This window comes from Actinocorallia herbida (assembly GCF_003751225.1).
Lineage (GTDB): Bacteria > Actinomycetota > Actinomycetes > Streptosporangiales > Streptosporangiaceae > Actinocorallia > Actinocorallia herbida.
This window is the reverse complement of the sequence record NZ_RJKE01000001.1, coordinates 9,109,933-9,128,510: the sequence shown is the minus strand read 5'-3', so window position 1 is coordinate 9,128,510 and position 18,578 is coordinate 9,109,933. Positions and strand designations below refer to the sequence as shown.

The window sequence follows — 18,578 nt, the reverse complement described above, 5'->3', positions numbered from 1 at the left end:
CTGTGCTCCCGGCCGCTTCGCCCCCGAACCCGTGCGGGCTCCGCCGACTCCCGGCCGTTGAAGAGACCCCAGGTTTCGCCGAAGCCGTGGACCGCCGGGCTCACCGCGGCCCGGCCTCTCGTCAGAGGACTGCGCCTTGGGCAGAGGTCTCGTCCGCACCCGTTTCACGTGAAACACTCACACCGCCGTCTCCCTCTGCCGGGCGACAAGCCGCCCTCTCGACCGCGGCCCGTTGACCCATGACCCTGCCGCTACGGCCCAGCAGCCGGACGAGGGTTCGTGGCGCCCCAGCCGCCGAGAGAGCTTCTGGTTCCGCTGGAGACGTGGACCGGCCGCCTCGCCACGGTCTGCGGCGGCTTCGACAACGACAGGCTCCACAGACCGTTTCACGTGAAACACCACCGCGCCCTACCCGAGCCCCCTGACAGCGGGCCGCCCACCCACCCGGACCGCGACGGCTCACGCCCTCCACAGCCACTCGACGCCCCCGGGCCCTGTTTCACGTGAATCAGGATCCGCCGTGGTCCCGCCGCCCATGATCGCCCAGCCCGACGAACTTCGAGCTCCCCGCCTTCGACGCCCGGCCCGTCCCCACAAGCGAGCGCACCTCGACCGAGGCACCCCGACCTCTTCTCCCTCCCGAATACCCGGCACCGCCCGCCTACTCGCCCGACGTCGAAGCGAGCTCCTGGTTTCACGTGAAACCAAGGGCTCGCCCTCCGCCCTCCGCCCTCCGCCCTCCGCCCTCCGCCCTCCGCCCTCCGCCCTCCGCCCTCCGCCCTCCGCCCTCCGCCCTCCGCCCTCCGCCCTCCGCCCTCCGCCCTCCGCCCTCCGCCCTCCGCCCTCCGCCCTCCGCCCTCCGCCCTCCGCGGCGGAGCATGCCGGAGTGGGGGCTTGGCGTTGCGCTTCGCTCGGCTGTTTCGCGTGAAACAGCGATGCCCGCTGTGGGCCGATGAAGGCTCAACGGCGGAACGCAGCGACGGCGTCGGGTGTGGTCGGGGGACGCCCGCTGGGGCTGGTTGCGGAGTGGGGACTCGCGGGGCGGGGAAAGCCGTTTCACGGGAAACATGGCGGCGCGGAGGGCGGGCGCCACCCGTCGCCGGGGCGGGAAGGACGACCTTCGAAGGAGGTGCGGTGCTGGGGCTGCTGGGCTTCTATGACGAATTCGACGACCGTGCGGGACAGCCGAACGGATCCATACGCGCTGCCGTCCAGCACGCCGGCAGGCCGGACGAGGCGGACCTCGTGACCTACCTGGATGCCGGCCACGTCCTCATCGATGTCATGGAAGGTGGCTCCGACGTTCTCACCGGGAGCGCGCACCGCCATTCCGCGGGTTGCTCATCGCTGGTCACAGACGGCACCTGGCTCTGGCGACTCGACTTCGCCCACTACGTGGAAACGCACCACGTGCTGCTCCCCGAGGCGTTCATCGAGCACGTGCGAGCCCTGAGTCACCGGATGCCGCCGCTCGTCACCGCGCAGTTCGCCCCCCACTACAACGAGACCATGCCCCTCGTCGGCTGGGCGTCGGCCGTCCCGTGGCGATCGACTGCCGACGTGCTCGAACCTGAACCACGCGAAGTCATGAGCAGGATCGAGTTCGACGCGGCACTGCGGGCCCGGGCACGGGACCGGCCGCACGGCACCCGGGCCGAGCGTCGCAAGCCGAGGAGAACATGAGCCGAGTCCAGCCCCATCACGATCTGCGGCGGGAGGACCAGGGACCGGGCGCGAGCGACGGTGTTTCACGTGAAACGTGGGGCGGACTGGATACCGAAGGGAGATGTCTTGGTGCCCACCCTTCCTTGCCGCTGGAGGTCCGGGTGGGGGTGGCCGGGGAAAAGCCTGAGAGGCGTTGAGGGCGGGTTCGGGTGGAGGGGCAGCTCCAGGGTCGGGAGTGGGGTGGCGAGGGCCTTAGTGGCGGGCTGGGAGGGCTTGGAGGGGGTGGAGGTGGGTTCCAGGGAGATCTAGGTGTGGAGTGAGGTGGCGGCGTGCGCGTCGCAACGCGGCCGGCGGATGCCCCTCGGACCCCGGCACCTCGACCTCACCGGGCCCCGAACCCCGCGGCAGCGCCAACCGCGCAGGAGATGTCCTCCACCTCCACCGTCGCGGGAGGTCCCGCCTTCCCCGACGCCTGGAGCCACGCACCCAACCGACCGTCCGCTCCCCCCCGTCTGCCCCACGGCCCTGCCGGTGAAAGGCGGGTAGGCCAGGCCGAGGCACCAGTACCGGGCGAGGTGCCCCGCGTGGTGAAGCGCCCCCGAGGGGAGCAGCCTCCCGGCGAGCATGGCCGCCAGAGCGACGGGTCCGGCGCCCTCCCGACCCTCCCCCACTCACGCAACAGGTTTTCCACACCCCTGTGGATAACTCCGCGGCCATCGCCGTTTCACGTGAAACAACGCACCCCGCACAGAGAACGGGCCCCTCCGCCGTAGCGAAGGGGCCCGTCAGACAGCCAGGTTTCAGGACGAAGCGCCGTCCCCACCCTCGGGCGCCATCGCGGAAAGGATCCGGTCGAGATCGTCCAGCGTCGCGAACTCCACGACGATCTTGCCCTTACGGGACCCCAGATCGACCCGGACCTTCGTCTCGTAGCGCTCGCTCAGCCGGTTGGCGATCGCCTCGAGCCCCGGCGCGGTCGGCTTGCGCACCGGACGGCGCACGGGCGACGGGGTCGCGGGCTCCTCCGCCTCGCGCAGCGCGATGATCTCCTCGACGGCCCGTACCGAAAGCCCCTCGGCCACGATCCTGGTCGCGAGGGACTCCATCGCCTCCTGGCCCGTCAGGCCGAGCAGCGCCCGCGCGTGGCCCGCGCTCAGCACGCCCGCGGCGACGCGGCGCTGCACCGCGGGCGGCAGGCCCAGGAGGCGCAGCGTGTTGGTGATGTGCGGCCGGGACCGCCCGATCTTGGACGCGAGCTGCTCGTGGGTGGCGCCGAAGTCATCGAGAAGCTGACGGTAGGCGGCCGCTTCCTCCAGCGGGTTGAGCTGCTGCCGGTGGAGGTTCTCCAGGAGGGCGTCACGCAGGAGGTCGTCGTCGGAGGTCTCGCGGATGATCGCGGGGATCTTCCGCAGCTCGGCCCGCTGGGAGGCGCGCCAGCGCCGCTCCCCCATGATCAGTTCGTACTTGGCGGGCTCGAACGGGGTGTCCGGCGAAAGCTCCCGGACGACGACGGGCTGGAGCAGCCCGACGAGCGAGATCGACGTGGCCAGTTCTTCCAGGGCCTCTTCGTCGAAGTGGAGCCGGGGCTGGCGGGGGTTCGGCACGATCGAGGTGATCGGCAGCTCGGAGAACCGGGCCCCGTCCACCGGGACGAGTTCCGGCAGCACGGACGCACCGGGCACCCCTGCGGGGGCTGCGGGCGCCGGCGCGGGGGTCGGTGCCTGCGTGATGACCGGGGCCGTCGGGATCAGCGCGCCAAGGCCCTTGCCCAGGCCGCGCGGCTGACGTGAAGCGCTCATGACCGTCCCCCGTTGACGTGCTCGGTGTTGCTCACGACGCGGCCCCGGCCCAGCGATGCGCGATCTCCGAGGCGGCTTCGCTGTAGGCGAGGGCACCGGTCGAGCCCGGGTCGTAGGTCATGACGGACTGCCCATAGCTGGGCGCTTCAGACACCCGGACGCTCCGCGGAATGACCGTCTTGAGGCAGGTCTCCCCGAAGTGCGACCGGACCTCTTCGGCCACCTGGGAGGCGAGCCGGGTCCGCGCGTCGTACATCGTGAGCAGGATCGTCGAGACGTTCAGCGTCTGGTTCAGGTGGGAGGTGACGAGATCGACGGTGCCGATGAGCTGGCTCAGGCCCTCCAGCGCGTAGTACTCGCACTGGATCGGGATGAGCAGTTCGTCGCCGCCGACGAGGGCGTTCAGGGTCAGCAGCCCCAGTGACGGCGGGCAGTCGATGATCACGTAGTCGAACTTGGTCTTGTCGTAGGCGTCCAGCGCGCGGCGGAGCCGCGACTCGCGGGCGACCTTGGACACGAGCTCGATCTCGGCGCCGGCGAGGTGCAGCGTCGCGGGGGCGCAGCACAGGTTCGGCAGCTCGGGCGAGGCGACGATGATGTCCTCGAGCGGCATGTCCTCGATGAGCACGTGGTACATCGAGGGCACGTCGGCGTGGTGCTCGACGCCGAGCGCGGTCGAGGCGTTGCCCTGTGGGTCGAGGTCGACGACCAGGACACGGGCGCCGTGCATGGCGAGGGCCGCGGCGATGTTCACGGACGTCGTGGTCTTGCCGACGCCGCCCTTCTGGTTCGCCACCGTGATCACCCGGGTGTTGGCCGGGCGCGGCCACTCGCGGTCGCCCCGCTTGGCCATCACCTCGAGCGCCGCGGCCGCGGCGCGGGCGATGGGGGTGTCGGTCGGAGGGCTCGGCTGCGGCACGAATGTTTCACGTGAATCCATGGGCGCCTCGGTCTCCATCCGCGGCTCGACGGAAGCCGTCTCGGCGGTCCCCTGCATGCTGAACGCGTGACCTGATGACGGCTCCACCGCGGTCTCCTTAGTCGAAGAGGGCTCAGTCATGGCCGCGACCGGTGGCCCTTCCGCTGCTTGGTCTTGCTGCCCCCGCGCTCCGGAGGCTGTTCGGCTACCAGCCGAACGAGCGTGGTCGGCGGATCGACCTTACCTTGACCGACCAGCAGGAGTTCAGCCGTACGCACACCCATCTTGCGCAAAACCGCCTCCGCTTCGTCCAATTCGAGTGCCGCGCGCTCCCCCTTGAGGGCGAGGAGTTCCCCTCCGGGACGCAACAGGGGCAGCCCCCAGCGCGCCAGACGGTCGAGTGGGGCGACGGCCCGGGCCGTCACGACGTCGACGGCGAAGTCGCGCACGACCTCTTCGGCCCGGCCGCGCCGGACTGTGACATTCGTCAAACCGAGCTCCTCGACCGCCTCGTTGAGGAAGGTCGTGCGGCGCAGCAGGGGCTCCAGCAGGGTGATGTCGAGGTCGGGCCGGGCGATCGCGAGGACCAGTCCGGGGAGCCCGGCGCCGGAGCCGATGTCGACGACGGAGGCGCCCTCGGGCACCGCCTCGCTGAGCACCGCGCAGTTGATCACATGCCGTTCCCACAGGCGGCCGACCTCGCGGGGGCCGATGAGCCCGCGTTCGACGCCCGCGGTGGCGAGGAGCTCCACATAGCGGATCGCCAGGGGAAGCGCCGTCCCGAAGACCTCCCCCGCGACGGCAGGAACTGGTTCGGACGGCACGGGCTGGTCAGTCATCGCTCTTCCCCACAATCCACGATGGTTCCACATACGCCGTACCGCTGAGAAACGCGGTGAACCACCGACACGCATAATTCTGGTCAAATGGGTACATCTTCCCTAGGACAAGATCTAGGGAGAGGAAGCATGGGCATCGGAGTCGGACTGACCCTCGTCGCGCTCGGAGCGATCTTCGCCTTCGCGTTGGACTTCTCGCTCAGCGGCGTGGACGTCAACGCGATCGGCTGGATCCTCATGGTCTGCGGCGCCGCCAGCATCGCCTTCACCCTGCTCTACCTCCGCCCGCGCCGCGCCGTCGTCCCCGTTTCCGAGGAGGACGCGGCCGCGCTTCGCCGAGCCGAGGAGATCCGCGCGGAGGAGAATCGCCGCGACGGGATCCTGTAGCGCGAGCGGACCGGAAGACAGAGGGCCCCCGACCTCATCTCAAGGTCGGGGGCCTCGTCGTCGATGTGCGTCAGGAGGCGTAAGCCACGACAAAGCGTTCGGGCTCTTCGCCCTCGGACTCGCTGCGCAGGCCGGCCGCGGCGATGGCGTCGTGCACGATCTTGCGCTCGAACGGGGTCATCGGGGCCAGCGGCTTCGGCTTGCCCGTGCGCTTGACCTCCTCGGAGACCTCGGTGCCGAGCTTGGTCAGCTCCGCCCGGCGGCGCTCGCGGTACCCGCCGACGTCGAGCATCAGCCGGGTCCGGTTGCCGGTCTGCCGGTGCACGGCGAGCCTGGTGAGTTCCTGGAGTGCTTCGAGCACCTCGCCGCGCTGGCCGACGAGATCGTCCAGATCGTCGCCGACGACCGACACCATGGCGCGCTCGCCCTCGACGTCGAGGTCGATGTCACCGTCGAAATCGGCGATGTCGAGCAGGCCTTCGATGTAGTCGGCCGCGATGTCGCCCTCCTGCTCCAGCGCTTCGATGTCCGGCGCTGCGGTTTCCGCCACCCGTGCCTCCCTCACCTACTCGTGACCCTGGACCTGCTCGTGACCATGGGACTGTCAGAGACGATACAGCGTGCCGGGCACCGCCTGCGACAGGCCCGCTCCCCTACGGGCTCCCACATCCGCCCTACCCGGTCAGGGGCGAGGCGCACCCGTCGACAAACAACGCGTGAGCCATCGAACCGGACGGACCGGCGGCCCTTCCGGCCATAAAAAAAGACCGGGCGGTCAAGGTTCGACCGCCCGGTCCGAAAAGCCGTGGATGTCAGCGCTTGGTGGAACCGGAGCGCTTGCTGCGGGTCTGCCGGACCGGCTGCTTGCGCACCGTCGGCTCCTTGCGGATCTCGGCGGCGGCCGCGGCCTCGTCGGCGCGGCGCTTCTTCAGCAGCCCGCCGGACGACGGCGCCTCCTTCTCCTTCTTGGCCGGGGCCTTGGCGGAGGAGGAAGAGGAGCCGGACTTGTCGGCGTCCTGGCCGGTCGGCATCGGGTAGCGCTTGTAGATGTAGTGCGACTGGGCGAGCGTCCAGGAGTTGGACGTGACCCAGTACAGCAGGACGCCGAGCGGGAAGCCGAGGCCGAAGAGGCCGAAGACCGGGGCGAGCCAGACCATCATCTTCTGGGCGGACGCCATGGGGTTGTCCGGGTCCATCGCGGGCTGGCGCTGCATCGAGGCGCGCATCGTGAGGAAGGTCGTCGTCGAGGAGATGATGACGGCGACGGCGCAGACGATCAGCGCGGTGATCGACTTGGGGTCGTTGCCCCAGGCGGCGATGAAGCTGTCGGAGATGTGCGCGCCGAAGATGCTGGCGTTCTTGGCGCTGGCGACCAGCTCGGCGGAGATCCCGTGGCTGCCGTTGCCTTCCTTGGCATTGGCGATCTTGCTGAGCACCTGGAACAGCGAGATGAAGACCGGGAACTGCACCAGGAGCGGCAGACACCCGGAGATCGGGTTCGCCCCGTTCTCCTGGTAGAGCTTCATCATCTCCTGGTTGAGCCGCTGCTTGTCGTTCTTGTACTTCTTGCGCAGCGCCTGCATCTGCGGGTTCAGCGCCGCCATCTTGCGCGACGACTGGATCTGCTTCACGAACAGCGGGAAGATCAGGATCCGCATGAGCATGGTGAGCAGCACGATCGAGCCACCCCACGCCCACCCGCTGTTCGGGTCGAGGAAGGTGCTCAGGCCGGAGTGGATCTGGACGAGGATCCACGCCACGGCCCGGTACAGCGGATCAAGCGTCACCGGATGCTCCTAGCGAATCTGAAGGCTGGGTCGAACTGTCTGCGGCGGTCCCGGGGGCTCGGCCGGAGTCGAGGCCGCTGCCTTTAGTTGCACGGGGTGCAGGCACGGGATCGTACCCGCCCGGATGAAATGGGTGACAACGGGCGATCCGCCGGATGATCAGCCAGGTACCGTAGAAGGCCCCGTGCACCTGGAGCGCTTCGAGGCCGTAGGCGCTGCACGACGGTGCGAAACGGCACGTCGGAGGCAGCATGGGGCTGATCACTTTGCGGTAGACACGCACGAAAGCGATGAGCACCCACGCGACCGGACCCGGTCTGTCGTTCATCACCGCCCCTTGGCAGACTGCCGCAGCACCTTGTCCAGAGCCTTGTCTAGATCTCTGGCCAGTTCTTCGGAGGGCGCCGCCGCCGCGAGGGGGTTCGCGCGCACCACCAGAAGGCTACCCGGAGGCAGCAGGTCGAGCTTCGTGCGGACGAGATGCCTCAGCCGCCGCTCGACCCTGTTGCGCACGACGGAATTGCCCACCGCCTTGGAGACGATGAAGCCGGCCAGGGAGTTCCCCTGGTCGTTCCCTCCGGGCAGAAGGTGCGCAACGAGATGTGGCCGCCCTGCGCGGTAACCGCGCCGGACGGCCAGCGTGAACTCGTGGCGCCGCCGCATCCGGTGACCGGACGGCAGCATGGTGCGACCTGTCGTCAGACCGCGACGCGGGCGCGGCCCTTGCGGCGGCGCGCGGCGAGGATCGCCTGGCCGGCGCGGGTGCGCATGCGCAGCCGGAAGCCGTGCTTCTTGTGGCGACGACGGTTGTTCGGCTGGAAAGTACGCTTGCTCACAACTGGCTCCTGCTGCTCTGACGTGGACGTCCGACGGTGGGTCGGAAGCCGGGCGGCGTCGCATCGCGGGCACGTCTGGTCCCTCGCAGCGGGGGCCCGCCCTCGGTGACCCGGACCCTGCCCCTTGGGGCCGACCGGGACAGATGCGGGCACGCGTCACCATCGTCGATGCGACTCGACCTTAGAACGTTACGTTCTGGCGGGCCGTCGGGTCAAACGGAGGCACCCCGATGCGGGTCCTACCACCGCCCGCCAAGTTATACACAGCATGTGGACAAACCTGTGGATGAATCGTGAGAGAGTAGGGGCTCCCGTTCCGCGAAAGTCCCCCTGAGCAGCGCTGCGAAGAGCCCGCGCGAGGACGCCGGGCCGGGAGTCGAAGGTACGAATCCGGGGGGAGGCGCACGTGGACGGACAGGACCTTGAGGCCCTGTGGAACCGCTCCGTTGACGCGCTCCCCGAAGTCCCCGCCCATCAGCGCGCATGGCTCGGCGTCACCCGGCCGATCGGGATCTTCGACGGGATGGCACTGCTCGCCGTCCCCAACGACTTCGCGAAGAAGACCCTCGAACAGCGTGTCACGTCCCTGATCGAGACGACGCTCTCCCAGGAGCTCGGCACCCCCGTCCGGGTCGTGCTGACGGTCCAGCCCGACATCTCCCGGCAGCCGCCCGCGCCGCAGCAGGGCGCGCCCCAGGGGTACCACCCGGCGCCGCCGGCCCAGGCTCCCTCGGCCCACCCGCAGCAGCCGCCCGCCGCCCAGCACTTCCCCCAGCCGCAGGCGCGCCCGGCGGAGCAGCCGGGACCGCCGCCCGCGCCGCCCCGGTACGAGGAACCCGCTCCCGAGGCCGCCTTCCCGCGCACTCCCCCACTCGAAGATCCACAGCGTTATCCACAGGACGAGGGCCTTTTCAGCACGGGTTCCGCGAGTTATCCACAGGATGTGGGTTATCCCCAGGAGGGCGGACACCAGCCTCCCCCGGCGCCTCCCGCCCATCTTTCCGGCCACACCTTCGGCGGCGGAGCCCAGCAGCCCGAGCCGTTCCCGACCTCCGGATACGCGCCGCCCCCCGTCGAGCCCGTCTCCGAGACGGTGCCGACTCCGGCCCCCTGGCAGCAGGGCGGCTCGACGAGCCCCGTCAAGGGGTCGATAGAGGCCGCCCGGCTCAACCCGAAGTACACCTTCGAGACCTTCGTCACCGGCGCGAGCAACCGCTTCGCCCAGGCCGCGGCGGTCGCCGTCGCCGAGTCGCCGGCCAAGGCCTACAACCCGCTGTTCATCTACGGCGAGTCCGGCCTCGGCAAGACCCACCTGCTGCACGCGATCGGCCACTACGCCCGCAGCCTCTTCGACGGCGCCCGGGTCCGGTACGTCAGCTCCGAGGAGTTCACCAACAACTTCATCAACGCGATCCGCGACGGCAAGGCCGAAGGCTTCCGGCGCAGGTACCGCGAGGTGGACATCCTGCTCGTCGACGACATCCAGTTCCTCGAGGGCAAAGAGCAGACGCAGGAAGAGTTCTTCCACACGTTCAACACCCTCCACAACGCGAACAAGCAGATCGTGATCTCCTCGGACCGGGCGCCCAAGCAGCTCGTCACCCTTGAAGATCGCTTGCGGAACCGGTTCGAGTGGGGTCTGATCACCGACGTGCAGCCCCCCGAGCTGGAGACCCGCATCGCGATTCTGCGCAAGAAGGCCGTCCAGGAGGGCCTCGCCGCGCCGCCGGACGTGCTCGAGTTCATCGCGACGAAGATCTCGACCAACATCCGTGAACTCGAGGGCGCCCTCATCCGGGTGACCGCCTTCGCCAGCCTCAACCGTCAGTCGGTCGACCTGCGCCTCGCGGAGATCGTCCTCAAGGACCTCATCCCCGACTCCGACAGCTCCGAGATCACCATCGGCATGATCATGGCGCAGACGGCGACCTACTTCGGGATCGAGATAGACGACCTGTGCGGCGCCTCGCGCTCGCGCGTCCTGGTGACCGCCCGGCAGATCGCCATGTACCTGTGCCGTGAGCTCACGGACATGAGCCTGCCGAAGATCGGCCTCCAGTTCGGCGGCCGCGACCACACCACGGTCATGCACGCCGACCGCAAGATCCGCTCGCTGATGGCCGAGCGCCGGTCGATCTACAACCAGGTCACCGAACTCACCTCCCGTATCAAGCAGCAGACCCGGGGCTGACCCCGCCCGCTCATCCGCCCGCGCATCCCCCGTCACAGGGACATGGTCCGGCGCCGCCCATCGTTACCGCCGTCTCCAGGAATCCCCGCCCTCCGCACGGCGTCCGACCAGGCCTGATGCCCGCCAGTCCCTTCCTCGCCCCCCTGCGCCCTCCTCTGTCGTCCACAGGACGATCCGGGCTTGGGGACGGACCGGCCTTCGCGCACAATGTCCGGATGGCTCTCGATGCCGTCCTCGCGGCGATCGACGCGGTCGCCTGGCGCGGGATCCCCGACCACAGCGGGTTCTACGCCCCTGAGTCCGCCCAGGAGGGCCTGCGCGCCCTGGCCCTGGCCACGGCCCTGCCCATCGCAGCAGCCGCCGCAGCCCGCCTGGAAGGCGGCGGCGTCCTCCACGACCACAGCGGCGTCCTGCTCCCCGCAGCCGCCCCCGCGGCCCCGATCCTGCTGTCCATCGCCGAGCACGGCCATCCCAAGGCCCAGGGCACGGCCATCGTGGTGCTCAGCGACTGCCTGGGCCTCTCCCCGTACGCGAAGGACGACCGCTGGGATGGCCTGCCGCTGTGCTGCGCGGTGGCCGCTCCCGTCCAGGCGGCCGCCCACGTGGTGCTGACCCAAGGCGAGGACGGCAGGAAGCTCCCGCGGTCCGCGGCGGCCCACTGGCGCCTCCAGGTGGCGGAATGGGCCCCGGACGGTGCCGATGTCCTCGTCGTCGGGTCCCTGGCCGGGAGACTGCCCTCCGACCGCCTCACCGTCGAGGTGCCGGCCTCGGGCAGGGCCGCCGCCCAGGTCGGCGAAGGCGTTCGGGAGGCCGCCGGCGAGGGTTCGGCCCTGCTTCGTCTGCGGGGCCTGACGGCCGGTCATGTCCGGACGGGGGCGGTGCTCTGCGGGGCGTGCTGTGCGGAGAAGGGCGTCTGACCTGCGGGGATGTGGGTTGTCCACAGATTTTCCACAGCGTCGTCCACAGAAATCGGCGAGTTGTCCACAGGAGGGGGCGGCGGCGGGGGGCGAGGGGCTCTTTCGCGGTTGTCCACAGGCTTGGCGGGGGCGTCCACAGGGGGTGGGGACGGGCGCCGGGACCTGTGGATATTGCTTCAATGGAGACGTACACAGGCCGGCTGGGAGTACAAAACGGACTCGGGTCGGCCGCCGATGGCACCGGGGAGGGGTCTTGAGGGGGTCCATCGAGGGCTCCGAGAGACCGGCGAGCGGTGCTCCGGTGAGCTTCCCCGCAGGTCACAGGGGTCTATCGGGTACACAGGAACCTGTGGAGTCACGTTGTGCACAGGTCTTCGGAGGGAACCTGTGGACTTCCTCGCCTGTGGATGAACCTGTGGACCACGCTGGGGACAACGTGTGGATAACCTGTCTTACCTGTGGACGACCTGTGGACAGTACCGTTCGGTATTCAAATGGCCTGTGGACAGAGCGGTGGATAACCTGTGGAAAAAGTCCCCGAGCCTGTGAATTGTGTGTGGAAACCGAGGTTTCCACAGGTCGGCCGGGCCGCAGAACGTCGTAGGCATATGTCAGGATTTACCGGTACTCGCATTAAGCCCTGTGGATAAAACTGTGGAGAAGCTGTGGACAAGTGGGGGTCATCCTGTGGACGGAGTGTGGACAACTTTTCGCCGTCCACAGGGGGCTGAGTTGTCCACAGGTCCGTACCCACAGGGCCTGGGGATAAAAAAGTGCCCCTGAGCAGGGAGACCATGGGTTATCCACGGTTTCCACAGGCCCTACTACTACTACGACTCTCTCTCTACAACTGAACAAGGAAAAGCCAGAACCAGTAAGGGCCTTGCGGATCTTGTTCCCCGAGCGCCCTTCGCGAAACCCTCAACGATCAAGGAGGCGGGTCCCGTTGAAGTTCCGCATCGACCGTGACGCCCTCGCCGAGGCGGTGGCCTGGACGGCCAGGACGCTCCCGGCGCGGCCCCCCGTGCCCGTGCTGGCCGGCATGCGGCTGGAGGCCACCGAGGAGAGCCTGACGCTCTCGGCCTTCGACTACGAGACCTCCGCCGAGGTCTCGGTCGCCATCGGCGGCCAGGAGGCGGGAACGGCGCTGGTGTCGGGCAAGCTGCTCGCCGACATCTGCCGAGCACTTCCTCCCCACCCTGTGGACGTCACCACCGACGGGGCGAAGGTCATGCTCCAGTGCGGGTCGGCGAAGTTCACACTCCAGACGATGCCTGTGGAGGACTACCCCTCGCTGCCGCAGCTCCCGCCCGTGGCGGGCGTGGTCGGCAGTGACGAGTTCGCCGCCGCCGTCGCCCAGGTCGCCATCGCGGCGGGCCGCGACGACACGATCCCGATGCTCACCGGCGTCCGGGTCGAGATCGACGGCGACACCGTCACGCTGGCCTCCACCGACCGCTACCGGCTGGCCGTCCGCGAGTTCAAGTGGACCCCGGACACCCCCGACCGCGCGGGCGTCGCGCTCATCCCGGCGAAGACCCTCGCCGACACCGCCAAGTCGCTGACCTCCGGCGCGGAGGTGAAGATCTCGCTCGGTGGCGGCGCCGACGGCCAGGGCGAGGGCATGATCGGCTTCGAGGGCGGCGGCCGCAAGACCACGTCCCGGCTCCTCGACGGCGACTTCGTGAAGTACCGGTCGCTCTTCCCCGCCGAGTACGCCGGATACGCCGAGGTCCAGACGAGCCAGTTCGTCGACGCGCTCAAGCGCGTGTCCCTGGTGGCCGAGCGGAACACCCCTGTGCGGCTCCAGTTCAGCCAGGGAGAGGTCGTCCTGGAAGCGGGGACCGGGGACGAGGCCCAGGCCGTCGAGGCCCTGGAGGCCGTTCTGGAGGGCGAGGACATCAACATCGCCTTCAACCACCAGTACGTCCTCGACGGGCTGTCGCACATCGGCTCGGACATCGCGCGGCTGTCGTTCACCACGCCGACCAAGCCCGCGGTCCTCACGGGCAAGCCGGTCGACGAGGGGGCGCCGACCTACCGCTACCTGATCATGCCGGTCCGGCTGTCCGGCTGAGCCCTGCGGGAAGACCCACTTGTCCACAGGCGTCGACGACCTGTGGACGGACCCTGTGGACAAGTGGGTGTTCGGTTTCACGGGCGGGCGTGCCCATGCCGGGGTAGGGACGGACTGTGGAGGACTAGCCTTGTGGCGGTTTCCCACAAGGAACGGCTTTCAGGTCCCTCCGTGCAGGAGGACCTGCCCCTATGAGGAGTGGCATGGAACTGGGACTCGTCGGCCTGGGCAAGATGGGCGGGAACATGGCCGAGCGGCTGCGCCGCGGCGGCCACACGGTCATCGGGTACGACCGCGACCCGGGCCTGAGCGACGCGGGCTCGCTGGCCGAGCTGGTCGAGCGGCTGCCCGCGCCGCGCGTGGTGTGGGTGATGGTCCCCGCCGGATCCCCGACCCAGGCGACGATCGAGCAGCTCGCCGAGCTGCTCTCCCCCGGCGACCTCGTCGTCGACGGTGGCAACTCGCACTATGTGGACGACCAGCGCCACGCGGTCGAGCTCAAGGCCAAGGGCATCGGGTTCGTCGACTGCGGCGTCTCCGGCGGCGTCTGGGGCCTGGAGAACGGCTACGCGCTCATGGTCGGCGGCTCGGCCGACGACGTGGCCAAGGCCCAGCCCGTCTTCGACACGCTCAAGCCGGAGGGCGAGTTCGGCTTCGTGCACAGCGGTGAGGTCGGCGCGGGCCACTTCGTGAAGATGGTCCACAACGGCATCGAGTACGGCATGATGCAGTCCTTCGCCGAGGGCTACGAGCTCATCAAGGCGTCGGGGATCGTCACCGACGTCCCCGCGACGTTCAAGAGCTGGCAGGAGGGCACGGTCATCCGGTCCTGGCTGCTCGACCTGCTGAACCGCGCGCTGGCCGACGACCCGGACCTGGAGCACATCCGCGGGTACGCCTCGGACAGCGGCGAGGGCCGGTGGACCATCCAGGCGGCGGTCGACCACGCGGTCCCGCTGCCGGCGATCACCGCGTCGCTGTTCGCGCGGTTCGCCTCGCGGCAGGACGACTCGCCCGCGATGAAGGTCGTCGCGGCGCTGCGCAACCAGTTCGGCGGGCACGCGGTCGTCAAGGAGTAGCCTCCCGAGCAGCACCGGAGCCGCCTCGGCCGAGTTATCCACAGGGCTGGGGATGTTCGCGGCCATGGTCGTCCACAGGACTTCCCCTCCCTGTGGACGCCCGCTTCCGGCGCGCCGGGCACCCCCGCCCGGTCGTCCACAGGTTGTGCATGAGCACCCTGCGCACGACGGGCCCGCCGTAGACTCGTCGCTGTGCACGTCGCCCATCTGACCCTCGCGGACTTCCGGTCCTACGCCGTCGCAGAGGTACCTCTCGACGCGGGCGTCAGCGCGTTCGTCGGGCCGAACGGGCAGGGCAAGACCAATCTCGTCGAGGCGATCGGCTACGTCGCCACGCACGGCAGCCACCGGGTCGCCACCGACGCGCCGCTGGTCCGCCAGGGCGCGCCGCGCGCGATCGTGCGGGCCCGGGTGCACCGGGACGTCCGCGAGGCGCTGATCGAACTGGAGATCAACCCGGGCAGGGCGAACCGGGCGCGGCTCAACCGGGCGCCCGTTCCCCGGCCGCGCGAGATCCTGGGGATGCTGCGCACCGTCCTGTTCGCGCCCGAGGACCTCTCCCTGGTGAAGGGCGATCCGGGTGAGCGCCGCCGCTTCCTCGACGAGCTGCTCACCACCCGCACCCCGCGTTTCGCCGGGGTGCGGGCCGACTACGACAGGGTGCTGAAGCAGCGGAACGCGCTGCTGAAGAGCGCGGCCCAGCAGCGCCGGGGCCTCACCGCCGAGCTCACCGCGACCCTCGAGGTCTGGGACACGCACCTCGCGCAGGTCGGGGCCGAGCTGCTGGCGGCCAGGCTCGATCTGGTCGCCGCGCTGTCCCCGCTCGTCGCCAAGGCGTACGCCGAACTCGCGCCGGGCGCGGGGGCAGGCCTGGAGTACCGCTTCTCCGGGGGCGACGGGCCGGGCGAGTTCTCCACAGGCCGTGGACAACTCGTGGAGTACCTGCTCGCCGGCCTCGTCGAGGCCCGCCGCCAGGAGCTGGCCCGCGGCACCACGGTGATCGGCCCGCATCGCGACGAACTGCTGCTCAAGCTCGGCGACTTCCCCGCCCGCGGCTACGCCAGCCACGGCGAGTCCTGGTCGTTCGCCCTCGCGCTCCGCCTCGCCGCCTACGAACTCCTGCGCGCCGACGGCGACGACCCCGTCCTCATCCTCGACGACGTCTTCGCCGAACTCGACTCAGGCCGCCGCCGCAGGCTGGCCGAGATGGTCGCCCCCGCAGAGCAGGTCCTGATCACCGCCGCGGTCCCCGAGGACGTCCCTTCGGAACTCACCGGCGCCGTCTATGCGGTCTCCGCGGGCGAGGTGACCCGTGATCGCTGAGGGCGCCGGGGGCCAGGCCGAGGAGCCGAAGGCGAAGACGGGGATCGAGCTGGCCCGGGAGGCGCTGGCGCAGGCTCGGGCCGACGCGGCCAAGCGGCAGTCGGTGCCCGGGCAGCGGCGGCGCAAGCGGAACGGGGACGTGCCGCGGGACCCGACCAGGGGCGGCGGGCCGCAGCTGTTCGGCGCGGGGATCAAGAAGCTGCTGTCCGAGCGCGGCTGGGAGGAGCGCGCGGCGGTCGGCGGCGTCTTCGGCAACTGGGCCGTGTTCGTCGGCCCGAAGGTCGCCGAGCACACCGCCCCGGGCACCTTCGTCGACGGCGAACTGACCGTCCACTGCGACTCGCCCGCCTGGGCGCAGCAGGTCCGGCTGCTCGCCGGACAGCTTGTGCGGCGGCTCAATGAGGAGCTGGGCGACGGCACAGTGAAACGGGTCAAGGTGGTGGGCCCGCAGGCCGAACGCCGCCCCGGCCAGTGGCGTGTCCGATAAGTCCGCTGGACGCCACCGGCGCGTTTGTCAAGCGCCACGTACGCGCCAGTACGGCCCGGGTCGCGTAGGGGGATGTCACTTCCGGCCCGTCCGGGCTCCAGACGCGACCTCAGCGACCGTCAGCGCCACTTTTGGACGCCTGACCCTGTAGACTGACCATGGGTTCAGGACACTGCACCGTGAGCATGGCGCTCGGTATCGGACACGACACCGGCGCCATCTGTGATTCATCCAAACCGCGTGTTACGGGGCATGCGCAAGCGGTGGGTGTCCCCGGCAGGAGGCTTCCCTTTGTCGTACGACGCTAGTTCCATCACGGTCCTCGAAGGTCTGGAAGCGGTACGCAAGCGGCCCGGCATGTACATCGGGTCCACCGGTGAGCGGGGCCTGCACCACCTTGTCTACGAGATCGTGGACAACGCCGTGGACGAGGCGCTGGCCGGGTACAACGACACCATCGTCGTGACCCTTCGCAACGACGGAGGGGTGAGCGTCCTCGACCGGGGCCGCGGCATCCCCGTCGGGCTGCACCCGGTGGAGCAGGTTCCCGCGGTCCAGCTGGTGCTGACCACGCTGCACGCGGGCGGCAAGTTCGACAGCCAGTCCTACGCGGTCTCCGGTGGTCTGCACGGCGTCGGCGCCGCCGTGGTGAACGCGCTGTCGAAGCGCCTTGAGGTCGACGTCCAGGTCGACGGCTTCCACTGGCGCCAGCAGTACGAGATCGGCGCCCCGCTCGGCCCGCTGAGCAAGGACGAGGAAGCCGAGGAGACGGGCACGACCGTCACCTTCTGGGCCGACAGCGACATCTTCGAGACCACCGAGTACAGCTTCGAGACCCTGAGCCGCCGCTTCCAGGAGATGGCGTTCCTCAACAAGGGCCTGTCGATCACGCTGATCGACGAGCGCGAGGGCCACGAGACCGACGAGGGCGAGCCCTTCAGCGTCACGTACCACTACGAGGGCGGCATCTCCGACTTCGTCCGGCACATCAATGCCAAGAAGGACGCGGTCCACAACACCATCATCGACTTCGAGGCCGAGGGCGACGGCATCGCCGTCGAGATCGCGATGCAGTGGAACGGCTCATACACCGAGTCGATCTACAGCTTCGCGAACACGATCAACACGGCCGAGGGCGGCACGCACGAGGAGGGCTTCCGGGCCGCGCTGACGAGCATCGTCAACCGCTACGCGCGCGACCAGAAGCTGCTCAAGGAGAAGGACGACAACCTCACCGGTGAGGACGTCCGCGAGGGCCTGACCTCGATCATCTCGATCAAGCTGTCCGACCCGCAGTTCGAGGGCCAGACCAAGACCAAGCTCGGCAACACCGAGGCGAAGTCGTTCGTGCAGAAGACCTGCAACGACCACCTCAAGGACTGGTTCGAGGCCAACCCGGGCGAGGCCAAGGAGATCATCAACAAGGCCACCCAGGCGGCCCGCGCCCGGGTCGCCGCGCGTCAGGCGCGTGACCTGACCCGGCGCAAGAGCCTGCTGGAGACCACCTCCCTGCCGGGCAAGCTGAGCGACTGCCAGTCCGCCGACCCCGCCGAGTCCGAGATCTACATCGTCGAGGGAGACTCCGCGGGCGGCTCCGCCAAGGGCGGCCGCGACCCGAAGTTCCAGGCGATCCTCCCGATCCGGGGCAAGATCCTGAACGTCGAGAAGGCGCGGATCGACAAGGTCCTCAAGAACACCGAGGTCCAGGCGATGATCACCGCGCTGGGCTCGGGCATCCACGACGAGTTCGATGTCACCAAGCTCCGCTATCACAAGATCATCCTGATGGCCGACGCCGACGTCGACGGCCAGCACATCCGCACCCTCCTGCTGACCCTGCTGTTCCGCTTCATGAAGCCGCTGGTCGAGGCCGGGCACGTCTACCTCGCGCAGCCGCCGCTGTACAAGATCAAGTGGAACAGGACCGGCACGGAGTACGACTACGTCTACTCCGACCGCGAGCGCGACCTCGTCATCGAGCAGGGCATGGCCGCGGGCCGCCGCGACCCGCGCACCATCGACGGCGTGCAGCGCTTCAAGGGTCTGGGCGAGATGAACGCCGACGAGCTGTGGTCCACCACCATGGACCCCGCCCGCCGCATCCTCCTCCAGATCACCCTGGACGACGCGGCCCAGGCCGACGACCTGTTCTCCGTCCTCATGGGCGAGGACGTCGAGGCGCGCAGGTCGTTCATCCAGCGGAACGCCAAGGACGTCCGCTTCCTGGACATCTGATCCGGCCGGGTCCCCAGACCGTTTCCTTACTTCATGA

General features: G+C 69.4%; 17 protein-coding genes. 9 read left to right on the top strand and 8 right to left on the bottom strand.

Going from position 1 to position 18,578, the window contains the following annotated elements:
• Positions 1 to 1,134: 1,134 nt before the first annotated feature.
• A complete protein-coding gene (locus EDD29_RS41610) occupies positions 1,135 to 1,683 on the top strand; it encodes a hypothetical protein (protein WP_123669633.1) in 549 nt (182 codons plus the stop codon).
• 782 nt (positions 1,684 to 2,465) lie between these two features.
• On the opposite strand, the gene EDD29_RS41605 is transcribed toward EDD29_RS41610, so the two are convergent.
• The 3 genes from EDD29_RS41605 to rsmG form a co-directional block, all read right to left on the bottom strand.
• Complete coding sequence (locus EDD29_RS41605) at positions 2,466 to 3,464, bottom strand: ParB/RepB/Spo0J family partition protein (RefSeq protein WP_123669632.1); 999 nt, start codon at positions 3,462 to 3,464, stop codon at positions 2,466 to 2,468.
• 31 nt (positions 3,465 to 3,495) lie between these two features.
• Positions 3,496 to 4,404, bottom strand: coding sequence for a ParA family protein (locus tag EDD29_RS41600; RefSeq protein WP_123671016.1), 909 nt, complete (start codon positions 4,402 to 4,404; stop codon positions 3,496 to 3,498).
• A 116-nt stretch (positions 4,405 to 4,520) separates the two neighbouring features.
• Positions 4,521 to 5,222, bottom strand: coding sequence for a 16S rRNA (guanine(527)-N(7))-methyltransferase RsmG (rsmG, locus tag EDD29_RS41595; RefSeq protein ID WP_123669631.1), 702 nt, complete (start codon positions 5,220 to 5,222; stop codon positions 4,521 to 4,523).
• A gap of 129 nt (positions 5,223 to 5,351) precedes the next feature.
• Between rsmG and EDD29_RS41590 the strand changes: the two genes are divergently transcribed.
• Entirely contained in the window at positions 5,352 to 5,609 is a 258-nt protein-coding gene (locus EDD29_RS41590) for a DUF6458 family protein (RefSeq protein ID WP_123669630.1), read from the top strand.
• A gap of 70 nt (positions 5,610 to 5,679) precedes the next feature.
• On the opposite strand, the gene EDD29_RS41585 is transcribed toward EDD29_RS41590, so the two are convergent.
• The 5 genes from EDD29_RS41585 to rpmH all read right to left on the bottom strand — a co-directional run bounded on the left by EDD29_RS41585 (position 5,680) and on the right by rpmH (position 8,232).
• On the bottom strand, positions 5,680 to 6,159 hold the full coding sequence (locus EDD29_RS41585; protein WP_123669629.1) for a Jag family protein: 480 nt from the start codon (positions 6,157 to 6,159) through the stop codon (positions 5,680 to 5,682).
• A 262-nt stretch (positions 6,160 to 6,421) separates the two neighbouring features.
• Complete coding sequence (gene yidC / locus EDD29_RS41580; protein WP_123669628.1) at positions 6,422 to 7,396, bottom strand: membrane protein insertase YidC; 975 nt, start codon at positions 7,394 to 7,396, stop codon at positions 6,422 to 6,424.
• Positions 7,386 to 7,724 (bottom strand): membrane protein insertion efficiency factor YidD, encoded by a 339-nt coding sequence (gene yidD, locus EDD29_RS41575; RefSeq protein ID WP_123669627.1) that lies wholly within the window; start codon positions 7,722 to 7,724, stop codon positions 7,386 to 7,388. Before yidD ends, yidC begins: the two co-directional genes overlap by 11 nt.
• Positions 7,724 to 8,080, bottom strand: a complete 357-nt coding sequence (rnpA, locus tag EDD29_RS41570) for a ribonuclease P protein component (protein ID WP_123669626.1) — start codon at positions 8,078 to 8,080, stop codon at positions 7,724 to 7,726. The genes yidD and rnpA overlap by 1 nt, the downstream gene beginning before the upstream one ends.
• A 14-nt stretch (positions 8,081 to 8,094) precedes the next feature.
• Positions 8,095 to 8,232 carry a 50S ribosomal protein L34 gene (rpmH, locus tag EDD29_RS41565; protein WP_106396750.1) on the bottom strand — a complete coding sequence of 46 codons (138 nt, stop codon included), beginning with the start codon at positions 8,230 to 8,232 and terminating at the stop codon, positions 8,095 to 8,097.
• Between the two features lie 406 nt (positions 8,233 to 8,638).
• Here rpmH and dnaA point away from each other — a divergent pair, with 406 nt between their 5' ends.
• The 7 genes from dnaA (at position 8,639) to gyrB (ending at position 18,541) form a co-directional block, all read left to right on the top strand.
• The gene (gene dnaA, locus EDD29_RS41560; protein WP_123669625.1) at positions 8,639 to 10,423 is read left to right on the top strand and encodes a chromosomal replication initiator protein DnaA; all 1,785 of its coding nucleotides are present in this window, start codon (positions 8,639 to 8,641) and stop codon (positions 10,421 to 10,423) included.
• Between the two features lie 215 nt (positions 10,424 to 10,638).
• Complete coding sequence (locus EDD29_RS41555; RefSeq protein ID WP_123669624.1) at positions 10,639 to 11,340, top strand: hypothetical protein; 702 nt, start codon at positions 10,639 to 10,641, stop codon at positions 11,338 to 11,340.
• 946 nt (positions 11,341 to 12,286) lie between these two features.
• Entirely contained in the window at positions 12,287 to 13,417 is a 1,131-nt protein-coding gene (gene dnaN, locus EDD29_RS41550) for a DNA polymerase III subunit beta (protein WP_123669623.1), read from the top strand.
• A gap of 203 nt (positions 13,418 to 13,620) precedes the next feature.
• Entirely contained in the window at positions 13,621 to 14,496 is an 876-nt protein-coding gene (gnd, locus tag EDD29_RS41545) for a phosphogluconate dehydrogenase (NAD(+)-dependent, decarboxylating) (RefSeq protein ID WP_123669622.1), read from the top strand.
• A 192-nt stretch (positions 14,497 to 14,688) separates the two neighbouring features.
• Complete coding sequence (recF, locus tag EDD29_RS41540; protein WP_123669621.1) at positions 14,689 to 15,819, top strand: DNA replication/repair protein RecF; 1,131 nt, start codon at positions 14,689 to 14,691, stop codon at positions 15,817 to 15,819.
• A complete protein-coding gene (locus EDD29_RS41535; protein ID WP_246053279.1) occupies positions 15,809 to 16,306 on the top strand; it encodes a DciA family protein in 498 nt (165 codons plus the stop codon). Before recF ends, EDD29_RS41535 begins: the two co-directional genes overlap by 11 nt.
• A 291-nt stretch (positions 16,307 to 16,597) precedes the next feature.
• Positions 16,598 to 18,541, top strand: coding sequence for a DNA topoisomerase (ATP-hydrolyzing) subunit B (gene gyrB / locus EDD29_RS41530; RefSeq protein WP_246053278.1), 1,944 nt, complete (start codon positions 16,598 to 16,600; stop codon positions 18,539 to 18,541).
• Positions 18,542 to 18,578 lie beyond the last annotated feature (37 nt).

What these genes read in the sequence shown, in the direction of transcription:
- EDD29_RS41590 (WP_123669630.1), top strand. Translation starts at nt 5,352, where the DNA reads ATGGGCATCGGAGTCGGACTGACCCTCGTCGCGCTCGGAGCGATCTTC.
- rnpA (WP_123669626.1), bottom strand. Translation starts at nt 8,080, where the DNA reads ATGCTGCCGTCCGGTCACCGGATGCGGCGGCGCCACGAGTTCACGCTG.
- EDD29_RS41555 (WP_123669624.1), top strand. Translation starts at nt 10,639, where the DNA reads ATGGCTCTCGATGCCGTCCTCGCGGCGATCGACGCGGTCGCCTGGCGC.
- gnd (WP_123669622.1), top strand. Translation starts at nt 13,621, where the DNA reads ATGGAACTGGGACTCGTCGGCCTGGGCAAGATGGGCGGGAACATGGCC.
- rsmG (WP_123669631.1), bottom strand. Translation starts at nt 5,222, where the DNA reads ATGACTGACCAGCCCGTGCCGTCCGAACCAGTTCCTGCCGTCGCGGGG.
- EDD29_RS41600 (WP_123671016.1), bottom strand. Translation starts at nt 4,404, where the DNA reads ATGGATTCACGTGAAACATTCGTGCCGCAGCCGAGCCCTCCGACCGAC.
- yidD (WP_123669627.1), bottom strand. Translation starts at nt 7,724, where the DNA reads ATGAACGACAGACCGGGTCCGGTCGCGTGGGTGCTCATCGCTTTCGTG.
- EDD29_RS41605 (WP_123669632.1), bottom strand. Translation starts at nt 3,464, where the DNA reads ATGAGCGCTTCACGTCAGCCGCGCGGCCTGGGCAAGGGCCTTGGCGCG.